Genomic DNA, 22,110 nt, shown 5'->3' on the forward strand with positions numbered 1-22,110 from the left:
CTGCTCTCCTCCTGCTCGTTATCGCGTCACAAATAAGTAAAACACCGACGACCACATGGCAATGATGACGCCCGCGACAATCATGACCGATGTGAACGTGCCTTTTAAGTTCGGTTCTTGTCCATCGTTTTTCTCCACGTGAAGGACCCCTTTCCCTTTGATTTCCACTTTTATTGTATGAAATGGGATGAGGATTAATATGTGACATTTATCACTCCAAAAGTGACAATCACATCAAATTTGCGTAGTTTCCACACATAAAGTTCACATTTGATACAAAGCCATACAAAAAAGGCGATCGTCCCGACAGCGGTCGAGTCAATCACCTGTTCGTTTGCGCACACTGTGACAAGAAAAAATGTGGCAACACTTGAATATCAAAGCCGACAGATGCCGGCAGGACAGCCTTCACAATAACAGAGCTCTTTCAAGAAATCGATGTTATGCAAAATCATCTCGGTCCCCGTCGTCGTCAACATGCCTTCCTTCCGCCACTGGTTCATCATCCGATTGACCGTCTCGCGAGGTGCACCGATCAGCTGGCCGAGCTCCCCGTCTGACGGATGTTTCGGTACGATGATCCCTTCTGCTGACTCGACACCGTCCATCGCCGCCATGCGCAATAACGTGGAGGCGAGTGCACCCGGTTTTCCGTAAAGCAGCAAGTCACGTAGTTTCATCTCGGACTGCTTGCGCATCATCGACGTCCATCGTAGTACTTCAGTGGCCAACTGCGCATCGCGCCGCACGAGTTCATCCATCTCTTGCTTCGAGATCCAACCAATGACGCTGTCCGTTGTCGTCTCGATGCTATATGAGCTCGGGAACACCTCATCGATATCGAACTCCCCGAAGAAGTCGTCCGCCCCATACATGAACATGATGAGCGCGCTCCCTTTTTTCGTCAGCTTCGTGAATTTGACGGAACCGCTCTTCAAATAAAAGAACTTGTTGCACTTCTCGCCTTCCCAACAAACGATGCTCCCTTTCGAATGATCCTGAAACGTCATCATCTCGAGCAAGAGCTGTTTCGTCTCTTGCGAAAAGACAAAGCTGTTCGGTTTGGTCGTTCCGCATTTCATGGTCATGTTGTCTGCTCCCTCCACTAATCGTAGACCGATTAAGTCTCGTACGTCATGTGTATGGCTATATTATACAAGACGTCTAGAGCTAGTTTCATAAAAGTATGTGACATTTCAAACAATCTTCTTATTCTGTGGGCACAAAAAAGACTGCAGGCTCCCTGCAGTCTAGTCGAATCAACGGTAGACGAGTCGAATCAACTTCTCGGCCGCCTTGAAATTCGGGTAACGAATCGGTAAATCGAACTTCGTCGTATTTCGTAAAATCGATTTGGCGTGACTGAACGTCTCAAAGCTATAACGTCCGTGATACGAACCCATCCCGCTCTCACCGACGCCGCCGAACGGCAGGTTCGGGTTAGTCAAATGCATGAGCACGTCATTGACGCAGCCTCCGCCAAACGTGAGATGTTTCATCACGGTCTGCTCCACCGCTTTCGTCTCGGTGAACAAATAGAGCGCGAGCGGATGTGGGCGCGATGACACGAACTCAATCACTTCGTCGAGTTGCCGGTACGTGAGGACTGGTAGAATCGGTCCGAAAATCTCATCTTTCATGACGTCCGCACCCTCTTCGATGTCCGTCATCACGGTCGGGGCAATCTTCAATTGGTCCCGGTCCGTCTGTCCTCCGAAGTAAACGTTTCCTTCTGTCAAATATCCGGTCAAGCGGTCGAAGTGGGTCTCATTGACGATTCGTGTGAACCGTTTCGTCCCGACGCCGTTCCCGAACATCGTGAACGCCTCCCGTTTGATGGCCTCGAGGAACGCCTCCCGTTTGGATTCATGGACGAGGACGTAATCCGGGGCGACGCATGTCTGCCCGGCGTTCATCCATTTGCCCCAGGCGATACGCTTGGCCGCAATCTCGATATTGGCATCGTCATGGACGATGGCCGGTGATTTCCCACCGAGCTCGAGCGTGACCGGCGTTAAATGCTTCGCCGCCGCCTTCATGACGATTTTGCCGACCGGTGTCGACCCGGTGAAGAAGATATGGTCCCACTTCTGGGCGAGCAACTCGGTCGCCACGTCCTTATCCCCTTCGACGCTGACGACGTAGCGGTCGGTGAACGCCCGCTCGAGCACTTTCGTGATCATTTGGGCGACGTTCGGTGTCAATTCCGAAGGCTTCACGACAGCCGTGTTCCCGGCGGCAATCGCTCCGATGAGCGGCGCCATCGCCAGTTGAAACGGATAGTTCCATGGGGCGATCACGAGTACCGTTCCGTAAGGTTCATACATGACCTCACTTTGCGTTCCGAGATGGATTGAGGCGCCACGGACACGTTTCGGGCGCATCCAACGCTTCAACTCACGCATCGTCCGAGTGATTTCGTCATAGACGAAACCGATCTCAGTCGTGAACGCGTCGAGTTCTGATTTGTTCAAATCCTGCTCCAACGCTTGAAGAATCTCAGCTTCATGATGCTTGATCGATTCTTTCAAGAACGTCAACATGCTGAGTCGGAATGCGAGCGACTTGGTCGCTTGCGTCCGAAAGAAGCGACGCTGTTTACGAATAAGCTCTTCGATGGTCAACTGTTCGATTGGTGCGAGCATAAATCTGCCTCCCTTGGATGATAACGCTAGCTCCATCTTATCATCTTCACTCGGTCAGCGACCATTTTGAACCTTCGAGGCACGTCCGTCCTATCTGACAGGCACGTCCCATTTCTTCGTTTGTTGCATGACGACAAAAATCAAACCGGCGAGGAGCAAGATACCACCCGTCACCGTAAACTTTTGCGTCAGCGAAACCGGGAGCCAACCTAACAACGCCGATCCCGTCACCGTACCGAGCGAGAAGAACGCATAAAAATAGCCGTACGACTTGCCGCGATTGGTCTGATTCGTCGCTTTAATCAACATTGTGTTGACGGCCGGGAATAAGATGGCGAACCCGATGCCATACAAGGCGAGGACACCGTACAAGAGGAGCGACGTCTCAGATTGACCAATCAACAGTTGGCTCACCCCGAGAATCCCGACACCGAGCGCTGCCAATTTGGCCGGCTCGACTTGGTCGAACAAGCGGTTCGTCGGCAAGACGAACACGAGCACCGCCATGATGCCAAACGTGCTGAGCAACGTCCCGCTCAAACGGGAGTCGTACCCGAGCGATTGCACGTAAAGGGGAAGCAAGTACGCAATCGCCCCCTGTGAGAACATCAGGAGGAAGGCACCGATATACGCCTTCACCACGTCTCGCTCGAGCCGCGACGTCCCCTCCTCTGCACGATGCGACGTCTCAAGCATCAACTTCGACGGGCGCAAAAAGACGAGCGCGAGGAGCGCGACCGCCAACCCGAACAGCGCGACGTACGTGAAGACGACAGGGACCGTCGTCTGGCTAGCCATGATGCCGCTGAACGCCGGGCCGACGATGGCTGCCAAGCCGACAAAACTACCGGTCAACGCCACCTTTTTACCTTGTCGGTTCGCGGCGGTCAGATTGGCGGACAACGTGAACGCTGCCGGAACAATCAAACCGGCGACGAAGCCGTGCGCGACCCGGACAATCAACAGTGCCGTCGCCGTGTCGACGAGGTGGTACGACACGAGACTGAGGCTCGACAGCACGAGACCGACGAGCAAAATGACGATCGGACCGATCCGGTCGGTCCAGATGCCAGATAAAATGTTGCCGAACGTGTTCGACAACGAGTAGATGGCGATGACGAGCCCTGCGAGGAACGGTGTCGCGCCGACCGATGTCGCAAACGTGCTCATGACCGGTAGCTGGGCGAATAAATCAAAGAAGGCAAAAAAGACGATACTATAAATGACAAACGCGGACGCTTTATTCATGGTCACAACTCCTTGATCCAGCCCGCTGCGGGAACTGTTCGTTTCAGCTTCAGTCTAGCCTGCCGGTTTCACTTTGTATACACGGGAAGGCGCGCGGACACAAAAACGCCTTACAAACCAGTGGTCTGTAAGGCGCGCTCATTAATTTGTGACTTCGACCGCTGTGTCGAGTGCGACACGAATCATCTCGTCAAACGTCGACTGACGCTCTTCCGAAGTCGTCTCTTCCCCTGTCAACAAGTGGTCTGAGATCGTGAGAATCGTCAACGCGTTCACTTTATGTTTCGCAGCGAGTGTGTAGAGACCTGCCGCTTCCATCTCGATGGCGAGGCAACCGAAGTCGGCCCACTTCTTGAAATGGTGGAAATCATCTTGGTAGAACTGGTCGGCTGTAAAGATTTGACCGACTTTGACCGGGATGCCCGCTTTCTCGGCGTTCATATACGCACGATGTAGGAGGTCGAACGTCGCTGTCGGTGCATAGTCCATGCCGTTGAAACGAACCCGGTTTTGGGCCATCTCACTCGAGGCGCTCATCGCGATGACGACGTCACGTACTTTGACGTCCTCCTGAATCCCGCCGGCGGTACCGACACGAATCAAGTTTTTGGCACCGTATGACATAATCAATTCGTTCACGTAAATCGACATCGACGGAACACCCATCCCCGTCCCTTGAACAGAAATGCGCTTCCCTTTATACGTCCCAGTGAAGCCATACATGCCGCGTACTTCGTTGTATAACTCGACGTCCTCGAGGAACGTCTCCGCGATATATTTCGCACGCAACGGATCTCCTGGCAATAATACCGTTTCTGCGATTTGTCCTGCTTCTGCCCCAATGTGTACACTCATGATTAAATTCCTCCTTCAAGATAATCGTTGGCACTGCTCCCGATATTCATTCGGGGTGATGCCAATCTGTTTTTTGAAGACTTTCCGGAAATACTTATCATCCGAAAAGCCGACCGCTTGGGCGACTTCATAAATACGTTGTCTACTCGTCTCAAGGAGACGTTTCGCCTCGAGCATCCGGATCGACAGCAAGTAGTCGGATAAGTTGACGCCGTACTGCTGTTTGAAGCGACGCGATATGTATTCGCGGCTCAAGTAAAAGCGCTCACTCATCCCTTGTAAGCTGAGTTCTTCCGCATAATGGCGTTCGATGAACGCGCCAATCTGTAGAATCGGATCGTCTTCGTCAGGAGTGACGTCGGCGAGGGCACGTGCGAGCGTCTCGTTCAACACGTCCGGGTCAATCGGCTTCAACAAGTAATCGAAACTGCCGAGCTGAATTGCACGCCGCATGTACGAATATTCGTCATAGCCCGTCAAGACGATCAGTTTGACCGTCTCCGCCTCCGTATGGACCCATTCCATCAACTCGATGCCGTTACATCGAGGCATTTGCAGGTCCGACAAAATCAACGACGGTCGTTCTTTGGCGATGATTCGTTTCGCTTCTTCCCCGTCTTGTGCCTCCATCACTTTCGTGACGCCGAGCCGTTCCCACTCCCCGAGTAGTTTCACCGCTTCCCGTACCGGCGACTCATCATCCACAATCAACACTTTTGTCATGACGCATCCGCCTCCTTTACGGCCGGGAAACACATGACAATACGAAATCCGCCTGTCTCTGGTGTAGCCAACATAAACTGAGCCTCCCGATTATAGTTTAACATGAGTCGATCCCGAATGTTCTTTAAACCGGTGCCTTCCGCCCCATTCAATGGCTGGGTCGATACTTCGATCCGTTCTTTCAAAAGTGCCAACTCTTCCTCCGGAATGTCGCGTCCGCTATTCTCACAATGAATCACAAGATTTGGTCCCGCTTGATGAATTCGCACCGAAAAACGGTTGGCCGCTGTCGCACCGTCGCGCTCAAACCCATGCTTGAAAAAGTTCTCGGCGAGCGGTTGTAAAATCATCTTCGGGACAATAAAGTCATGGAGCGCGTTCGGCACATCGACCTCGACCTCGAATTGATCAGGAAAACGCACTTGCTGCAGCCGCACGTATGAGGTTAAATGGTCGACTTCCCGCTTCAGCGTCACGAGCGACTCGTCAGGATGCATCGTATAGCGCATCATCGAAGACAGTTGAGTGATCAACCGATACACCGTCTTGCCGTCCCCTTTCAGCGCGAGCGTCCCAATCGATTGCAGGGCGTTGAACAAGAAGTGGGGATTCGTCTGGGCTTGGAGCGCCCTTAGCTCATTCGTCCGATTCTCGAGCGCCAATCGGTATTCGCGTTGAATCAAATCATCGATTCGTTCAATCATCCGTTTGAATTGGCGTCCGAGCACGCCGAACTCATCATTTCCGAGGGAATCGAACGAGACCGTCATATCTCCTTGTTCGATTCGCCAAATGTTCGAAGTGAGCGTCTTAATCGGCGTCGTCAAACGCATCGAGGCGTAGGTCGCCCCAATCAATGCCAATATGAGCGACACCATCCCGACGACAAAGATGATGAATGACGTCCTCGACGCCGGCTCGGTCAACAGGCGATCCGGTATCGATTTCCCGACGTAGAACGTCTGATTCTCGAATTCGAACGATTTGACGATGCGATGATGCTTCCCATCGCTCGACAGCGAGTTAGTCGATCCATTTTGCGGGATGTCACCGTCACCGAGTTGCGCGAACACTTGATTGCCGCCCCCGACGAACCAAAGGCTCTCGCTCGGATTGTTCTGTAGCGAGGCGAGCTGACCGATGAAGACCTCTTCTGGGATATCAATCGACAAAATCGCGAGCGGTTGATCCGTCTCGATTTTATCGAGTCGGAAATGGAGCGTGACGACTTCCTCTTCTGAGACGAGCGGACCGAAATCATGATACGGCACGAGCGGATGTGAGGCCTCGAGCAAGACGCGACTCTCCTCGTACTTCAATAGCTGTTGTTGAATCGCGCTCGGCTCACGTTTCGAGCGGGGGGACACTTTCATCTTATAGGCGGCGAACGAGTCCATGTCCTCGAGCATGAGTAGTTGGATTTGGGCCACATCCTCACGGGATAAATACATCCCGAGCAGCGCCCGTCGGACCTCGAGTTCGGTCTGTTCGAGCGACAGTCCCGGCCCGTACTCGAGAATATCGAGCACGTCCCGATTCGCATACAGACTCGTCGGCAAACGGCTCAAATCCGAGACATATCGCTCCATTTGCAGCGTTCCACGTTCAAGTGACCATTCGGTGAGCTGAAGCCCCCTTTCCCGCTCCCGGTCTTTGATGTACCAAAACGAAATGATTGTCGCCAAAATGACGGGAACGATAATCGTCAGTGCGATCATTCCCGTCAGCTTCGTCCGAATGCTCATCCGCGTATCGCCTCCTCGTTGTCATTATATCACGGCTTATGCAAGCGTTTGCAACAATTGAAAATAAAAAGGTTTATGACCGTTGTTTCGGCCATAAACCTCGTTGGTTATTCGTATGATTGAATCAAGTCGATGATGCCTCTCGGTTGCCCGGAATCAGCTGCGAGTTCAGCCGGCGTCATGCCGTCCTGGTTCTCGAGCGAGACGTCGGCGCCGTTCTCAAGCAACAAACCTACCGTATCGATGTCGACGCCTTCATTGTAGAGCAAGTTATGAAGCGGCGTATCACCGTACAAATCTTGTGTGTTGACGTCGGCCCCTTCTGCCAATAGGACCTCGAACTCCTCATACGTTGCAGCATTATAGGCAAGCTCTTGAATTGGTTCTTCCGCGAAGCCATCCAGCGAACCAAACCCTTCCGAGAAGCCTGTCAATCCGTCGCTCGTGAACAACCAAGCGACAATCGCCACGTTGACAACGACGCTCAATACGATTGTCCCGATAATCGACCCTTTGACATACCCCGCCGTCTTGAAGACCGGAACGTTCGTTTCACCGGCGTTCGTCGCAATCGCTGCGATCCGTTTCGGAAGCGGTGGATGCGTGGATAACAGCTCACTCAACTTGGCAATAAATCCGTTCTCACGGCTCGCTTCATATAAGTAATCAAACTCACTCACTTCTTTTGCCAACTTTCCACCAATCGCAAGAATCGTGAGGGCACGTTTCGATGCCGAATGGTCTTGAATATGGTGGGCCGCCATGCGGTCACACGTAAACTCACACGCACGCGAATAGGCCGACCCTAAAAACGGAATCCAGCCGCCGAGCATCATCGCCCATTGTTTCTGGACATGGTTGCGGCGAATGTGCGCCAACTCATGCGCAATGACAAATTCGACTTCTTTAGCGTACCCTTCGCGTGACAATTCCACGACGTCCGAATAGAGGATGACCATGTTCTTTTGGAAGAAACGAGTCGCGAACGCGTTCAAGACGCCTCCGGCTTGAAGAATGTACACGTCCGGGAGTAAGCGAACTCCCATCTCCTGTCCAACACGCTGATACGTCTGGTACAGGTCGGCGAATTGTCGCTCCGTGACTTTGACGCCATTCGTGCGAATATATCCGATTTGGAGCCAATGTGTGAATAGAGACAGTGCTAAAATCGTTCCGATCACCCACAAAAAGATACCGAGCGAGGCAATCGTGAAGACAATCCCTAAAATAACCGTCAACACGCTGGCGGCGACGAGCAATCCAAAATACAATTTTTCATTCTTATGTACCAATTGCGATTGTTTCATGTAAAAATCCCCTTCATTTTCCATATGAAGTCCATTATACCGGATAAATGGATGTATTCAACAAAAAAAATAGAAACTGACACGGGCCTCAGTTTCTATTCAATCGTCAGGCGATATAGCTGGTCATCTCCACTTCCAGGGTTACCACGTCCGTCCGTATTGTTCGTGATGAAGTAAAGTCCATCATCCTCCAACCAAACGTCACGGATGCGACCTTTGTCTTCGACGAGCGGGATGACCTCTCGTGATTCCCGGTCGATGGCGACAAGGCGATTCCCACGAAGCGTCGCCATATAGACGTAACGGTCGTCGGCGACGATTCCCGACGGTGCCCACGACGTCTCTCCGACTTCGAACCATGGTATCTCAAGACCAGCTTGCGTCTGATCCGCCTCGATGAGCGGCCATCCATAATTGTTGCCTTCTTCAATGATGTTCACTTCATCATGACCGGACGCCCCATGTTCACTCGCATAGAGCGTATCCTCGATGTTCGTCAAGCCTTGTGGATTACGGTGGCCGGACGAATAAATCCAATCGACCGGTTCTCCTTCACCCGATAATGGGACACGAAGTATTTTCCCGGCAATCGATGTCTCGTCTTGAGCCAATTCTGGCACGAGCGCATCTCCCGTCGTGACCCAAAGCACGTCACCATCGAGCAGCAATCGTCCGCCGTTATGGAACTGGGCTCCTGGAATCTCATCAAGCACGACTGCCATCTCTTCGAACTGTTCCCCGTTCCACGTCAACTCGACGACCCGGTTCAGTACGTCACCAGGTGTCCCATACGTATGATAGGCGTATAGTTGGCGCGACGTCGCAAAATCTGCGGTCACGGCGAGTCCGAGGAGACCGCCCTCCCCGATTTCAAGTACGTCCTCGTCCAAGATGACGGGTTGTCGATCGAGATTCCCGTCCGCATCGATGACGGCAATCGTACCGCCGCGTTCTGAGATGAGCCATCCGTCTTCGGTGCGTGCTACCGACCATGGCGCGTTCAAGTCTTTAGCGACCGTTTCGGTTGCACCGAATGTCAGCGAATCGTCTGCTTCCGATGCCGGCTCATCGACCGGTGTCTCTTCCACAGGTGTTTCTTCGGTCGACTCTTCAACCGGTGCCTGTTCGGGTTCCGGCGTCTCGGTCGACTCTGACGTACAACCCGCCACAAAGACGAGCGACAAAATCAGCATCCATCGTTTCAAGAGAATCGCCTCCTTTTCCCCATCATACCGTGTCTTCAGTTATCGCGTGAAGGTTCGGGTGGGCTGGCCGGTAAACGGAGTGCAATTAAGAGTGCGATGAACGCGGCGAGTGCTGCGCCGATGAACACGGTATTCAATCCTGTGGCGATGAGTTGCTCCCCTTGTGCCCGGACGGTCGCGTTTAGCGCCTCGGTCATACTTCGGTTGAAGAACGATTCGAGGGAGACACCGCTTAACCCGGCCTCCTCACGGAAACCGCTGAGGACGATAAAGTTGAACACGGCACCAAACACGGCGACCCCTAGCGTCTGGCCTACGGTGCTCAAGAATGAGTTCGCTGCCGTCGCGGTTCCCCGTTGTCGATAAGACACGACAGTCTGTAAGACGACGATGAACATCGGCTGCGATAAGCCGAAACCGACCCCGATGATGGCCACGGCGAGATAGACGAACAAGTCCGAGCTCGATTGTGTGAGCAACGTCAAGATGATTGTTCCCATCAGCAACAAGCTCATCCCCGTCACAGCACGACGACGCGGTGAGGCTACACCAAGTGTGCGACCTCCGATAATCGACGTGAACGTCCAAGCGACCGAGAGCGGCATGAGCATGAATCCGGCTTCCGTCGCCGATTTACCAAGTACAGCCTGGGCCCAAATCGGGATATAGGCCGACATCGAGACGAGCACCCATGCCGCGAAGAAGACGGCACCATTGATGGACGCGATGATCGGTTGTTTCAATAAATCGAGTGGCAATAACGGTGTTTTCGCACGCCGTTCTGATAAAAAGAAACTGGTGAGCAACACGACACTGAACACGGCACTGACAACGATTGATGGCGTCCAGACGTTCGTCTCGCTGAAGGTGATCAAGCCGTACAAGAACGCCGTCGTCCCGAACGCGAACAAGAGCGCCCCTTTGACGTCGATCCGCTCCGTCGTCTCGGTCACCGTCTCTTTATAGAAGACAATGATCATGATGAACGATAACAGTGCGAACGGGACGTTCAAGAGAAAGACGTAGCGCCAAGACAATGTCTCGACCAAGAATCCGCCAATGACCGGGCCAAGTACACCCGATACACCCCAAACCGCGCTTAAGATGCCTTGAATCTTGCCACGTTCCTCATACTTATATAAGTCGCCGATGATCGTCATCGAAATCGGTAAGACCGCCCCGGCGCCAAGCCCTTGAAGCGCCCGGAAGACAATCAATTGCTCCATCGAGGTGGCGAGGCCGCAAAGAAGCGAGGAAATCGTGAACAAGCCAATCCCGAATAACAACACCCGTTTACGGCCGAACAAATCGGCCACTTTTCCGTAAATCGGCGTCGATACCGCCGTGAACAGCAAGAAGGCTGCGAACACCCAACTCACGAGGGCGGCCCCGTTCAATTCGCTCGCGATGACCGGTGTTGCGACCGAGACGACCGTCCCTTCAATCGCCGCTAAAAAAGTCGCCAATAACAATGCGACCGTGACATTCTTTCTCATTTGTTTCATCTCCCCAATAAAATAGTGGTGCCGGAAAGGTCCGAGCACCACTTCAACTGTCTATTATTTTGTGCGAGCGACGCTCGTTTGACAAGCCTCAACTTCGGTCCAGGTTTGTCATGACTAAAAAACACAAGCGGCGAAGGGGTCATTTCGCCGCTTGTGTTGCTGTTATTTCGCCTTATCGGCCCATACTTTCGTGAAGTCTTGGAGCATCTCGTCGCCGGTCTTTTGACCGCCAACGTACGCTTGCATCAACGCGCCGTACTCGTTGACCGCACCATCCGGATACTTGAACCAGTTCCATGAGATCGTCTTGCCTTCATTCGAGTAGGCTAAAATGTCATCAGCCAACGGTCCGAGGTCATTCGCTTCAATCGACTTGAACGCCGGGATGAATTTGAACTTATTGACAATGTAATCTTTTCCGGTGTCGGATGTCGCCATCCATTCGAGGAAGTCTTTCGCTTCTTCTTTATACTTCGAGTTTTTGTTGACGACCCAGTTGTTCGGGACGCCGACCGGGAGACGGTCCATCTTCTCTTTGTCATCGTTGATTGGAATCGGCACGAAGCCCATCTCGATATCCGGATTCACGTCGAGAATCATCTGTTGCGCCCAGTTCCCTTGTTGCAACATCGCCGTCTCACCTTGAGCGAACTGTGTGACTTGCGTGTTATAGTCCGTTGTGAGCGGATTCTTATTACCGTACTTAATTGTGAGGTCGAACAGTTTCAAGAATTGTTGGAACTGCTCATTGTCCTCGAATTTTTCTTTATTCTCGTTGAGCGCCTGGATGAACGCATCCGGGTCGTCTTGCTGTGCCATCGGAATGTTGAGCAAGTGAATACCCAGAATCCAGAATTCAGCGTATCCGACCGAGAACGGCGTGATGCCGGCCTTGTCCAACTTCTCCGCCGCATCCGTCAACTCAGACAACGTCTTCGGTAACTCACTGATGCCCGCTTTCTCGAACAGCTCCTTATTGTAGATGAAGCCGTATCCTTCCAAGTTCATCGGCATCCCGTACAGTTTTCCGTCCATCGTCATCGGTTCCTTGGCCACTTCCGTCAAATCACCGACCCATTTCTCGCCCGACAAATCTTCCAATTTGTCTTTCCATGTCTGAGCTTCGGTAAAACCACCGTTATTGAAGATATCCGGCTCGTTGCCCGACGCGAACTGTGACTTGAGCGCAGCGCCATAATCGGCTCCACCTCCGACCGTTTGGACAGTCACTTTGACGCCCGTCTCTTCCTCGTATTCTTTCGCCATCGCTTCGAGATCTTTGGCGATTTCCGCTTTGAACTGGAAGACGTTCAACGTGACGTCTTGCTTGTCCCCGTTATCCGCGTTCGCATCGTTTGATCCTTCATTTTCCGTAAGCGACCCGCCGCCACAGGCCGCAAGCGTCAATACCATCCCAGCCGTCATGACGGCGGTTGATAATCTCCATTTACGTTTCATTTCGCTTCCTCCTAAGTATAGAGTCGACAATCTTTCAACATTCGGTACACCCTAACTTTAGATGAAAACGCTTCCATTATATAGGTGTCAAAATTGACGTCTAGGGTGGAAAATGTTGCACAGAAAACCAGGACTTTCTTTATGGAAAAGAAAGTCCTGGTTTAGTTTCTTCTATATAATTACAACAGGCTGATTCCAGCTTCTTCACATGCTGTGACCATCTCGCTCGGCCAGACCGACGATTGAACTTCACCGATATGGCGGGCGCGTAGCAGGTACATCGCGATACGTGATTGTCCGATGCCACCCCCGATTGTGAGCGGGAGACGTCCTTCAAGGACCGCTTGATGGAACGGATACTTCCGTTTGTCTTCAGCTCCGGCTGTCACCAATTGCTCGGCAAGTGCCGTCTCGTCGACACGGATTCCCATCGACGACAGTTCGAACGCTGATTCGAGTTCCGGGTGCCAGACAAGGATATCGCCGTTGAGCGACCAGTCGTCATAGTCCGCCGCGCGACCGTCGTGCTTATCGCCTGAAGCGAGTGCGCCGCCGATTTGCGATAGGAAGACTGCGCCGTGCGCTTTACAAATCGCGTGCTCCCGTTCTTTTGGCGTGAGGTCCGGGTAAAGGTCTTCTAGCTCTTGGCTCGTCAAGAAGTGAATCGACTCCGGCAAGATTGCCTCAATCCCGTACATCGATTCGACCGTCTGTTCCGTCTCGCGGAGCGCCGCATAAATCGATTCGACCGTTGCCTTCAAGTACTCCGTCGTCCGGTGTTCCCGGGCGATGACGCGTTCCCAGTCCCATTGATCGACGTGGAGTGAGTGTGTCGCGTCGAGTTCTTCATCCCGACGGATGGCGCGCATCTGGGTGTACAACCCTTCACCGACTTCGAATCCGTAGCGGCCGAGCGCTTCGCGTTTCCACTTTGCGAGCGACTGAACGATTTCGAGCTCATGTCCTGGATACTGCGTATCGAACTGGATGATGCGTTCGACACCGTTCAAGTGGTCGTTGACACCGCTCGCCGATGTGACGAACAGCGGGGCCTGAACTTGTGTGAGTCCGAGCGCCGTGCTGAACTTGTCTTCGAATGTCGCCTTCACTACTGTAATCGCCTGTTGTTTTTCCTTCATCTTGCTCATTGCTGTTGTTGTCATGTTTTCTTCCTCCAATTGTGGGATTTCGGGATGGAGCAATAGAAAAAAGCCCTCCAATCCCATGGACTATGGGACGGAAGGCTTCAAGCTCCGCGGTGCCACCCAAATTAGTAGACGAATCTACTCACTTTTTCGAGACGAACATCTCGTAGTTCCGATAACGGGGAACGGTCCGGCTACGTCTACTTGCAAAGCGTTCGGGTAGCGACTCCAGGAGGTTCTTCGACAGAGATTTCAGTCCGGGCTCTCACCTTCCCCGGCTCGCTTTGCTTACGTCTTCTGTGTACTCGTCCTTTCAATGTCGTTCACAATTGAATTGACCCAATTATTATCAATATTCAGACGAATGTCAATCACTTTTTTTAAAAAAATTCTCCCCCGTGTAGCGGACGGGGGAGATCCCTTGGGAAGGGTTATTTGATCGAGCCGCTCGTAATCCCTTTGATAATATGCTTTTGCATACCGAAGAAAAAGACGAGGAGCGGAACGATCCCAAGGACTAAACCAGCAAGTGCCAAATCCCATTGTTTTGTATATTGTCCGAAGAAATAGAACGTCGCGAGCGGAATCGTCCGCAGCTCGATGTCTCGGAGGACAAGCGAAGGTAAGAGGAAATCGTTCCAAATCCAAAGACTGTTCAAGATGACGATCGTCACCGTGATCGGCTTGAGGAGCGGGAACACGATGCGCCAAAACACGCCCCATGTCGAACAACCGTCAATGATGGCCGCTTCCTCAATTTCTTCTGGGATCGATTTCATGAATCCATGATAGAGGAACACCGAGATGCCCGATCCAAACCCAAGATACATGACCATCAGCCCCCAGTGGCTATTCAACAGGCCGAGGATGCTCGACACTTTCACGAGCGGAATCATGATGGACTGGAACGGGATGACCATCGCCGCGACGAACAAGAAGAAGATAACGGTCGAAATCCAATGTTTCGTCCGAACGAGCTTCCACGCCGCCATCGAGGTGAACAGCACAATCAGAAGGTTCGCCCCGGCCGTGATGAGAAGCGAGTTCAAGAAGACACGTCCGTAGTTCATCGCCTCCCACGCTTCTGTATAGTTCGACGCAAGCCAAACGTTCGGCAAGGCGGACGTGTTCGTGTAAATCTCGGCAATCGATTTGAACGAGTTGACGATGACGTAATAGAACGGGACGAGATATAACAGTCCGAGTAAAATCGCCACCAGTTCGACGAGCCCGAGACCGGCCGTATACCCACCCGCCCGCAGCGGTTTTTGCGGTAACAATCGCTGTGGGGATGAGTCAACCTTCGCTTCGATGCGTTCAATTTTTTCTGTCGTCATGCCTCCACCTCCCGCTTTTTCGTCAAGTAGACTTGAGTGACGGTAATCGCTGCGACGACAAGGAAGAAGATGACCGCTTTCGCCGACCCGAGACCGTAATTGTTATTCACGAACGATTCCGTATAGATGTTCAAGGCGAGCATCTCGGTCGATTTGAACGGTCCTCCGTTCGTGAGCGACAAGTTCGTATCGAACACTTTGAACGACCAGGAAATCGTCAAAAATAGACAGATGGTAATTGACGGCATAATCATCGGTAACGTGATGTGACGCAACATCTTCAACCGGTTCGCCCCGTCAATCTTAGCCGCCTCCAGCAAATCCGTAGGCACGTTTTGGAGCGCCGCGATGTAGATGACCATGACGTAACCCCCGCCTTGCCAGATGGCGACGATGACGATGCCCCAAAAGGCGGTCTGGGCGTCACCGAGCCACGGCAGTTCAAACAGACTCCACCCGGTCAGTGCCCCAATCGATTCAAAGCCCTTCACATAGATAAACTGCCAAATGAACCCGAGAATGAGCCCGCCAATCAAGTTTGGCATGAAAAAGACAGTGCGCAGGATGTTGCGCGTCTTAATGTTCATCGTCAACAGTAAGGCCAGCAAGAAACCGACGACATTCGTCAAGATGACGGCCACAATCGTGTATTTCGTCGTGATCCAGAACGAGGCACGGAACTGTTCATCTTCGAATAAAATCCGCTGATAGTTGTCCCATCCGATTACGTTCAACTGACCCGTCACACCGTTCCAATCCGTGAAACTGTAATAAATTCCGTTTACGAACGGTATGAGCACAATCGCCACAAACGCCAAAAAGGCCGGACCGACGAATGCGATAAAACTCGCCGGCTTCTTCCAATTCCGTCTTCGCTTGTGTTGTTTTGATGTTTCTATCATGTTCATCGCCTCCACTATCAACTTACCTTCCCTAGACAAAAATGAAAACGGATACATTTGACGGAAAGGGTGGAATATATTGTACTCAATGGGTGAATTCTACGATACGATGCGTTATGATAAACTCAATGACAAACCGAACGAGTCTTTTTCAATCAATGATTAAATCTTGATTCTAAGTCGATTCACGAATGAAATGGAATAAATAGATCACAACGTTCGAAGGTGGAGGGATTTTATACATGACGACGATTAAACCGTTATCCGACCTAACGATTGCCCAACAAGCCGAGATGTTGCCCGTCAAACAGATTGCAGAAAAACTCGGCTTACAAGAAGATGACCTCGACCTATACGGGAAATATAAAGCCAAGTTATCATTTGATGTCATCGAGCGGATGACGACGCGCGAAGACGGGAAACTCATCCTCGTCACGGCGATCAACCCGACTCCGGCCGGCGAAGGAAAGTCGACTGTGACCGTCGGGCTCGGCCAAGCGCTCAACCAACTCGACAAACGAGCGATCGTCTGTCTGCGTGAACCGTCGCTCGGTCCGACAATGGGCTTAAAAGGCGGCGCCGCCGGCGGAGGGTTCAGCCAAGTGTTGCCGATGGAAGACATCAACCTTCACTTCACAGGCGATATGCACGCCATCACTTCAGCTCATAACACGATTAGCGCCATGCTCGATAATCATCTTCATCAAGGGAACGACCTTGGGATTGACGTCCGGAAAATCGTCTGGAAACGTGTGCTCGACTTAAACGATCGGGCACTTCGGCACGTGACGGTCGGACTTGGCGGTAGTGCCCATGGTGTGCCCCGTGAAGACGGCTTTGATATCACGGTCGCATCTGAAATCATGGCGATCCTCTGTCTCGCTGATTCCTTGACCGATCTCGAGGCACGCATCAAGCGAATCGTTGTCGCATACGATCGGGACAATGAGCCAATCACGGCCGAACAAATCGGTGCGGCCGGTGCCGCCACACTGCTGTTGAAAGAAGCGTTCAAGCCGAACTTGGTGCAGACACTTGAACAGACACCCGCCCTCGTTCACGGTGGTCCGTTCGCCAATATCGCCCACGGATGCAACTCGTTAATCGCGACGAAAACCGCGCTCAAACTTGGCGAATACGTCGTCACCGAAGCTGGTTTCGGAGCCGATCTCGGCGCCGAGAAATTCTGTCATATCAAGTCACGCATCGGAAAATTGAATCCAGACGCCGTCGTTCTCGTGGCGACAGTCCGCGCTTTGAAAATGCATAGTGGTGTCGCCAAGGACCAACTTCACGTCGAGAACGTCGGAGCTGTCGGAAACGGGTTAAAATTGCTCGCCAAACATGTCGAGACGATGGGGAAACTCGGCTTGCCGACCGTCGTCGCCCTCAACCGCTTCAATTCAGATACAGTCGAAGAATTGGCGGCCGTCCTCGATTGGTGTGAAGCGAACCACATTCGAGTGGCGCTCAGTGAAGTATGGTCGAACGGCGGACAAGGGGGCCGTGCCCTCGCCGAAGCCGTCATCGACACAATCGAGTCAAATGAGAGTGCGTTCACCCCGCTCTATGCGTTGACCGATTCAATCGAACAGAAGATCTTAACGATTGCTCGTGAAGTGTACGGGGCGGCCGATGTCACTTTTACCGCGACCGCGAAGAAACAGATGGCGCAAATCGAGGCAAACGGCTGGCAGCACTTGCCGATTTGTATGGCGAAGACGCCGTTCTCACTCTCGGATGACCCGACAAAACTTGGCTACCAACACGGCTTCACCGTGACGGTACGAGAATTGAAGCCGTCGGTCGGTGCTGGTTTCCTCGTCGCCTTGACCGGTAACGTCTTGACGATGCCAGGTCTGCCGAAACAGCCGGCTGCCTTGAATATGGGGATTGACGAGACCGGGAAAGCGATCGGTTTATTCTAAACGACAACGGAGGGATCGAGATGGACGTCACGGAACATACGTATGCGGACGGATATCGGACGCAATTACTGCACATCAAGGCCAGACAACCGATTGGAAATTGTTTTATTTTCCATGGGATGCTCGAACATCATCGACGTTATGTCGAATTCGCTGATTTTTTGTCAGAAATTGGATTCAACGTGTTCCTGTGTGACCTTCGTGGCGCAGGCTCCTTGGCCCGGACTCAGTCCACTTACGCCCACCTGTCGCCCCACGAAGGGTTTGAGCAAATGGTCGACGACGCCATCTCGCTCCTCGACCATTATCAAGATGAATTGCCGACCGTCGTTCTCGGCCATAGTTTCGGTTCGTTGCTCGCACGTCGACTCGGCCAACAGTTAGGTCATCGCTTGGCCGGCGTCATCGCCGTCTCCCCGCCTCCACATTCCGGATTGATTGGACGGGCCGGACTGTACGCGATTGATTTGGCCATCCGGTTCAAAGGGAGCACACATGAATCGCGCTTGTTCGAACGCTTGTTGTTCGGACGGTACAACTTGAAATTTTTACCCGCCACGACCGAGAGTGATTGGATTTCAAGTGTCCCCGAGGAAGTGGCCGCCTATGTAAATGATCCAGACTGTGGCGGGATTCCGACGCTCGGCTATTTACATGAGGTAGCAAAAGCTTCGCTCGATGTGACCTCTGTTGCCAGGATTCAGGAACATCCGAAAACACTCCCGATTTTGTTCGTCGTAGGCGCCGATGATCCCGTCGTCCATGACGGAGAAGGACTCGCAGGAATCGTCCGCAAACATCAGGCCGCCGACATCGAATTGACCGTGCTATCTTATGATCAGGCTCGTCACGAGGTGCTCCGTGAGCGTCAACGTCAAGACATCTGGACGGACATCGGTGACTGGATGCATCACACGATTCGAATCGCAAAAAGAACCTCCTAGGAAATGGAGGTTCTTTTTGTTTACCAAATTCATACATTGGATTTCTAATTCATTTACCTTTTTTGTAATTTAGATTCTTCTTTCCATTTTTTAAGTGCGCTATACTTAGACCGCACACTATAAAAATACATGTATTTTGATACGTATTCACCGAAAGGGGTAACACATTGAAGCCAACCATCACACGATTGAGCACAGCCGTCCTCATCTCTAGCACAGTGTTGAGTACGCTCGTTCCCGCTCACTCATATGCAGCAACATACGAAGGAACAGTGAATACATCCATTTTGAATGTCCGTTCCGCCACATCTACCACTTCGGATATTGTCGGGAAGTTGACCGAAGGCGAGACCGTTCAAGTGTATTCCACAAACGACACTTGGGCTCAAATTGAATTCGAAGGCGAAAAGCGCTATGTATCAACGACTTATTTGACGCTCAAATCGACCGTCGCGAAAACGGCGACGACCGCCTCGACGACCTCTGCTTTCAAAGCGGATGCGAACGTCAACTTGCGCTCATCGACCTCGACGTCGGCCACCGTCTTGACGACTATCCCGAAAGGGGCGACCGTCACGTACATCTCGTCACACGGGGCAACCGGCTCGTGGATGAAAGTGACGTACGGCAAATACACCGGCTATGTCGTGGCTAAGTATTTTACGCCGTCAGCTCCTGTTGAAACGCCATACTATGCGAACAAGACCGCCGTACTCTACAACTCAACCGGTTCGGGCGCAACGAAACTCGCGACGATTCCGGCTGGTGCCAAAGTGACGCATCTCGCCTCGCTCGGCGCGACAGGGTCATGGTTTAAAATCCAATACGGCACGAAAATCGGCTACGCGCCAGCCCGTAACTTCTCGACGTCACTGTTGACTCCGGAAACGTCGACACCTGAAACGACGACACCTTATTTTTCAATCACAAATGTCGCCCTTTATAACAGTTCGGCCTCTGGGGCGACGAAAATCGCGACCATCCCGTCAGGTGCTCAAGTCGAGCAAATCGCCATGGCTGGACTCAGTTCGTCGTGGTTCAAGATTCGTTACAATGGCGTCACCGGTTATGCCGCCGCCCGTAACTTCTCGAAGACGAAACCGGAAGTCATCGTCCGGACGCCTTATTACGCCGCTCGCGATCTCGTCTTATATAAATCGTCTGCCTCGGGTGCAGACCGTCTCCGGACAATCCGTGCCGGCAGCAAAGTGACGCAAGTGTCGGATTCTGCGCTTGCGAGCTCATGGTTTAAAATCGAGTATGACGGTGTCACCGGCTATGCCGCGGCTCGTAACTTCTCGACGACTCCACCAGAAGTGATCGTCATCAAGCCTTATTACGCGATTCGGAACGTCGCGATGTATAATTCGTCTGCCTCAGGCGCAACGAAAATCGATACGATTCCATTCGGTGCAAAAATCGAGCAAATCTCTCAAAGCGGTTTGTCGAGCTCATGGTTCAAAGTCCGCTATGACGGGAAAACCGGTTATGCTGCTTCACGTCACTTCTCAGTCGAAAAACCGGAGGTGATCGTCGTGACGGATTATTACACGACACAACGAGTCGTCCTCTATGACCGGTCCGCTTCACCGAAAACAAAAATCGCTGTCATTCCGACAGGGACAAAAGTTCAACAAATTTCGGAGGCCGGCTTGACCAGCTCGTTATATAAAATCAAGTACGGCACGCTCACCGGCTATGCGACCGCAAGTTATTTTGCGGACAAACCGCCAGTGCCAGAAGAACAGCTCGAATCAGAACGAGAAGTCGAGGTCGTCGTCGCCAACAACGGGACGCTGAACGTGCGCAATAAAGCAGTCGATGGCGCCGTCATCGGGACGCTCGCGAACGGGACGGTCGTCAAAGTGAAGCCGATCGTCGGCAGCGACTGGGGTGTCATTTCGTATCTCGTCAACGGTTCGCTCGTGAAAGGATATATCTCGCTGACATATACGAAACCGTATACGCCACCTGTCGCCGGCAGTAAAGAGATGGTCATCACAGAGACGCCTTACCCATACACGCTCGCGTCGATGGTGACGACGCAACGCAACGTGTTCGCCCAGTCGGACGCCTTCCGTGCTGCGAACGCCTATGTACCGAAAGCATTTATCACTCGTGCGACACCGACCGCCACGACGGGGACGATCAGCTCGACGGAACTGTTCACGACTTCATTCCAATATTTGAAGGCGACCGCGTCATCCGCCGCGGCTAACTTGAGCGGTTTATCGACGAATACGAAACTCGAGTACCTCGGGACAGAAAAAGTCGGTTCGACGACGTGGTATAAAGTGAAGTCTGGTCTATTGACCGGATACGTCAGCGCTGCCAACGTCGCTGGTAACGTCAACGTATTGAAAGACGCTTCCATGACATCGCACTCGTTCGGGGTGCTCAACCCAGGTGAGACGGTGACCATCACCGGTGAGCTCGGTCAGTATTACACGATCAGCTACTATCGCCCGAGTGGATACAACATTCGTGTCTATGACCGGAATTGGCGTCTTGCGACGGATGAGGAAATCACACGTCAGGTGTCTCCGTCTTCGTTCGCCACGACGTCACGGGAATATTTTCAGTTCCTCGATTTGTCGAAGGGGGCCGATTTGACGGCGCCTGTTTTGAACAAATCGCTCGTCGGCAAAGGAATTTTAGACGGCCGTGGTCAAGCGTTCATCGACGCCTCACGTACGCACAACGTCAACGACATTTATCTGTTGTCACATGCGTTGCTTGAGACGGGTCATGGCACGTCCGCTCTCGCCACCGGGATTCTCGTCTCGAGCGTCGACGGTAAGGCCGTCACACCGAAGACCGTTTACAACATGTACGGCATCGGTGCGATTGACGGAAACGCCCACGTCAAAGGTGCCGAGCGCGCTTATAAAGAAGGTTGGTTCACGCCGGAAGCCGCCATCATCGGTGGAGCCAAGTTCATCGGGGATTCGTATATCAACAATCCAAGCCGGAAACAGAATACGCTCTACAAGATGCGCTTTAATCCATCAAATCCTGGCACGATGCAATATGCCACGGATATTGCTTGGGCGACGAAACAGACGACCAACATTTACAACATGTATCAACAGCTCGAATCCTATACACTTTACTTCGATGTTCCAAAATTCCAGTAAGACACAAAGAGACACGCAGCCGACGA

General features: G+C 52.4%; 17 protein-coding genes and 1 other annotated feature. Of the genes, 3 read left to right on the plus strand and 14 right to left on the minus strand.

Features of this window, described 5'->3' with window-relative positions:
- Positions 1–18 precede the first annotated feature (18 nt).
- From KNP83_RS12555 to KNP83_RS12620, 14 genes are all read right to left on the minus strand, one after another.
- The gene (locus tag KNP83_RS12555; RefSeq protein WP_232819585.1) at positions 19–138 is read right to left on the minus strand and encodes a cytochrome c oxidase subunit 2A; all 120 of its coding nucleotides are present in this window, start codon (positions 136–138) and stop codon (positions 19–21) included.
- Positions 139–377: 239 nt separating this feature from the next.
- On the minus strand, positions 378–1,088 hold the full coding sequence (locus tag KNP83_RS12560; protein WP_214762774.1) for a Crp/Fnr family transcriptional regulator: 711 nt from the start codon (positions 1,086–1,088) through the stop codon (positions 378–380).
- A 171-nt stretch (positions 1,089–1,259) separates the two neighbouring features.
- Positions 1,260–2,645 carry an aldehyde dehydrogenase gene (locus KNP83_RS12565; protein ID WP_214762775.1) on the minus strand — a complete coding sequence of 462 codons (1,386 nt, stop codon included), beginning with the start codon at positions 2,643–2,645 and terminating at the stop codon, positions 1,260–1,262.
- A 90-nt stretch (positions 2,646–2,735) separates the two neighbouring features.
- Positions 2,736–3,893 (minus strand): MFS transporter, encoded by a 1,158-nt coding sequence (locus KNP83_RS12570; RefSeq protein ID WP_214762776.1) that lies wholly within the window; start codon positions 3,891–3,893, stop codon positions 2,736–2,738.
- 141 nt (positions 3,894–4,034) lie between these two features.
- Positions 4,035–4,748 carry a purine-nucleoside phosphorylase gene (gene deoD, locus KNP83_RS12575; protein WP_214762777.1) on the minus strand — a complete coding sequence of 238 codons (714 nt, stop codon included), beginning with the start codon at positions 4,746–4,748 and terminating at the stop codon, positions 4,035–4,037.
- Between the two features lie 15 nt (positions 4,749–4,763).
- On the minus strand, positions 4,764–5,471 hold the full coding sequence (locus KNP83_RS12580; protein ID WP_214762778.1) for a response regulator transcription factor: 708 nt from the start codon (positions 5,469–5,471) through the stop codon (positions 4,764–4,766).
- Entirely contained in the window at positions 5,468–7,216 is a 1,749-nt protein-coding gene (locus tag KNP83_RS12585) for a sensor histidine kinase (protein WP_214762779.1), read from the minus strand. The genes KNP83_RS12580 and KNP83_RS12585 overlap by 4 nt, the downstream gene beginning before the upstream one ends.
- A gap of 107 nt (positions 7,217–7,323) precedes the next feature.
- Positions 7,324–8,523: a M48 family metallopeptidase gene (locus tag KNP83_RS12590; protein WP_214762780.1), complete on the minus strand. Its 1,200-nt coding sequence runs from the start codon at positions 8,521–8,523 to the stop codon at positions 7,324–7,326.
- A 95-nt stretch (positions 8,524–8,618) separates the two neighbouring features.
- Complete coding sequence (locus KNP83_RS12595; RefSeq protein ID WP_251139366.1) at positions 8,619–9,728, minus strand: PQQ-dependent sugar dehydrogenase; 1,110 nt, start codon at positions 9,726–9,728, stop codon at positions 8,619–8,621.
- A gap of 35 nt (positions 9,729–9,763) precedes the next feature.
- Positions 9,764–11,224, minus strand: a complete 1,461-nt coding sequence (locus KNP83_RS12600) for an MDR family MFS transporter (protein WP_214762781.1) — start codon at positions 11,222–11,224, stop codon at positions 9,764–9,766.
- A gap of 171 nt (positions 11,225–11,395) precedes the next feature.
- Positions 11,396–12,691 (minus strand): ABC transporter substrate-binding protein, encoded by a 1,296-nt coding sequence (locus KNP83_RS12605; protein ID WP_214762782.1) that lies wholly within the window; start codon positions 12,689–12,691, stop codon positions 11,396–11,398.
- Between the two features lie 179 nt (positions 12,692–12,870).
- Entirely contained in the window at positions 12,871–13,854 is a 984-nt protein-coding gene (gene asnA / locus KNP83_RS12610; protein ID WP_214762783.1) for an aspartate--ammonia ligase, read from the minus strand.
- 66 nt (positions 13,855–13,920) lie between these two features.
- Positions 13,921–14,162: a binding site (T-box leader), on the minus strand.
- Positions 14,163–14,267: 105 nt separating this feature from the next.
- Positions 14,268–15,173 carry a carbohydrate ABC transporter permease gene (locus KNP83_RS12615; protein ID WP_251139367.1) on the minus strand — a complete coding sequence of 302 codons (906 nt, stop codon included), beginning with the start codon at positions 15,171–15,173 and terminating at the stop codon, positions 14,268–14,270.
- Positions 15,170–16,075 (minus strand): carbohydrate ABC transporter permease, encoded by a 906-nt coding sequence (locus KNP83_RS12620; RefSeq protein ID WP_251139368.1) that lies wholly within the window; start codon positions 16,073–16,075, stop codon positions 15,170–15,172. Before KNP83_RS12620 ends, KNP83_RS12615 begins: the two co-directional genes overlap by 4 nt.
- Positions 16,076–16,317: 242 nt before the next feature.
- Between KNP83_RS12620 and KNP83_RS12625 the strand changes: the two genes are divergently transcribed.
- From KNP83_RS12625 to KNP83_RS12635, 3 genes are all read left to right on the plus strand, one after another.
- A complete protein-coding gene (locus KNP83_RS12625) occupies positions 16,318–18,003 on the plus strand; it encodes a formate--tetrahydrofolate ligase (protein ID WP_214762784.1) in 1,686 nt (561 codons plus the stop codon).
- A 20-nt stretch (positions 18,004–18,023) separates the two neighbouring features.
- Positions 18,024–18,947 carry an alpha/beta fold hydrolase gene (locus KNP83_RS12630; RefSeq protein WP_214762785.1) on the plus strand — a complete coding sequence of 308 codons (924 nt, stop codon included), beginning with the start codon at positions 18,024–18,026 and terminating at the stop codon, positions 18,945–18,947.
- 272 nt (positions 18,948–19,219) lie between these two features.
- Positions 19,220–22,084 carry an SH3 domain-containing protein gene (locus tag KNP83_RS12635; protein ID WP_214762786.1) on the plus strand — a complete coding sequence of 955 codons (2,865 nt, stop codon included), beginning with the start codon at positions 19,220–19,222 and terminating at the stop codon, positions 22,082–22,084.
- Positions 22,085–22,110 lie beyond the last annotated feature (26 nt).

The organism is Exiguobacterium sp. s146, from assembly GCF_018618415.1.
Taxonomy (GTDB): domain Bacteria; phylum Bacillota; class Bacilli; order Exiguobacteriales; family Exiguobacteriaceae; genus Exiguobacterium.

Coding starts and splice junctions, on each gene's coding strand:
- KNP83_RS12560 (WP_214762774.1), bottom strand. CDS start 1,088: ATGACCATGAAATGCGGAACGACCAAACCGAACAGCTTTGTCTTTTCG.
- deoD (WP_214762777.1), bottom strand. CDS start 4,748: ATGAGTGTACACATTGGGGCAGAAGCAGGACAAATCGCAGAAACGGTA.
- KNP83_RS12605 (WP_214762782.1), bottom strand. CDS start 12,691: ATGAAACGTAAATGGAGATTATCAACCGCCGTCATGACGGCTGGGATG.
- KNP83_RS12615 (WP_251139367.1), bottom strand. CDS start 15,173: ATGACGACAGAAAAAATTGAACGCATCGAAGCGAAGGTTGACTCATCC.
- KNP83_RS12565 (WP_214762775.1), bottom strand. CDS start 2,645: ATGCTCGCACCAATCGAACAGTTGACCATCGAAGAGCTTATTCGTAAA.
- KNP83_RS12625 (WP_214762784.1), top strand. CDS start 16,318: ATGACGACGATTAAACCGTTATCCGACCTAACGATTGCCCAACAAGCC.
- KNP83_RS12590 (WP_214762780.1), bottom strand. CDS start 8,523: ATGAAACAATCGCAATTGGTACATAAGAATGAAAAATTGTATTTTGGA.
- asnA (WP_214762783.1), bottom strand. CDS start 13,854: ATGACAACAACAGCAATGAGCAAGATGAAGGAAAAACAACAGGCGATT.
- KNP83_RS12585 (WP_214762779.1), bottom strand. CDS start 7,216: ATGAGCATTCGGACGAAGCTGACGGGAATGATCGCACTGACGATTATC.
- KNP83_RS12580 (WP_214762778.1), bottom strand. CDS start 5,471: ATGACAAAAGTGTTGATTGTGGATGATGAGTCGCCGGTACGGGAAGCG.
- KNP83_RS12570 (WP_214762776.1), bottom strand. CDS start 3,893: ATGAATAAAGCGTCCGCGTTTGTCATTTATAGTATCGTCTTTTTTGCC.
- KNP83_RS12600 (WP_214762781.1), bottom strand. CDS start 11,224: ATGAGAAAGAATGTCACGGTCGCATTGTTATTGGCGACTTTTTTAGCG.
- KNP83_RS12620 (WP_251139368.1), bottom strand. CDS start 16,075: ATGATAGAAACATCAAAACAACACAAGCGAAGACGGAATTGGAAGAAG.
- KNP83_RS12630 (WP_214762785.1), top strand. CDS start 18,024: ATGGACGTCACGGAACATACGTATGCGGACGGATATCGGACGCAATTA.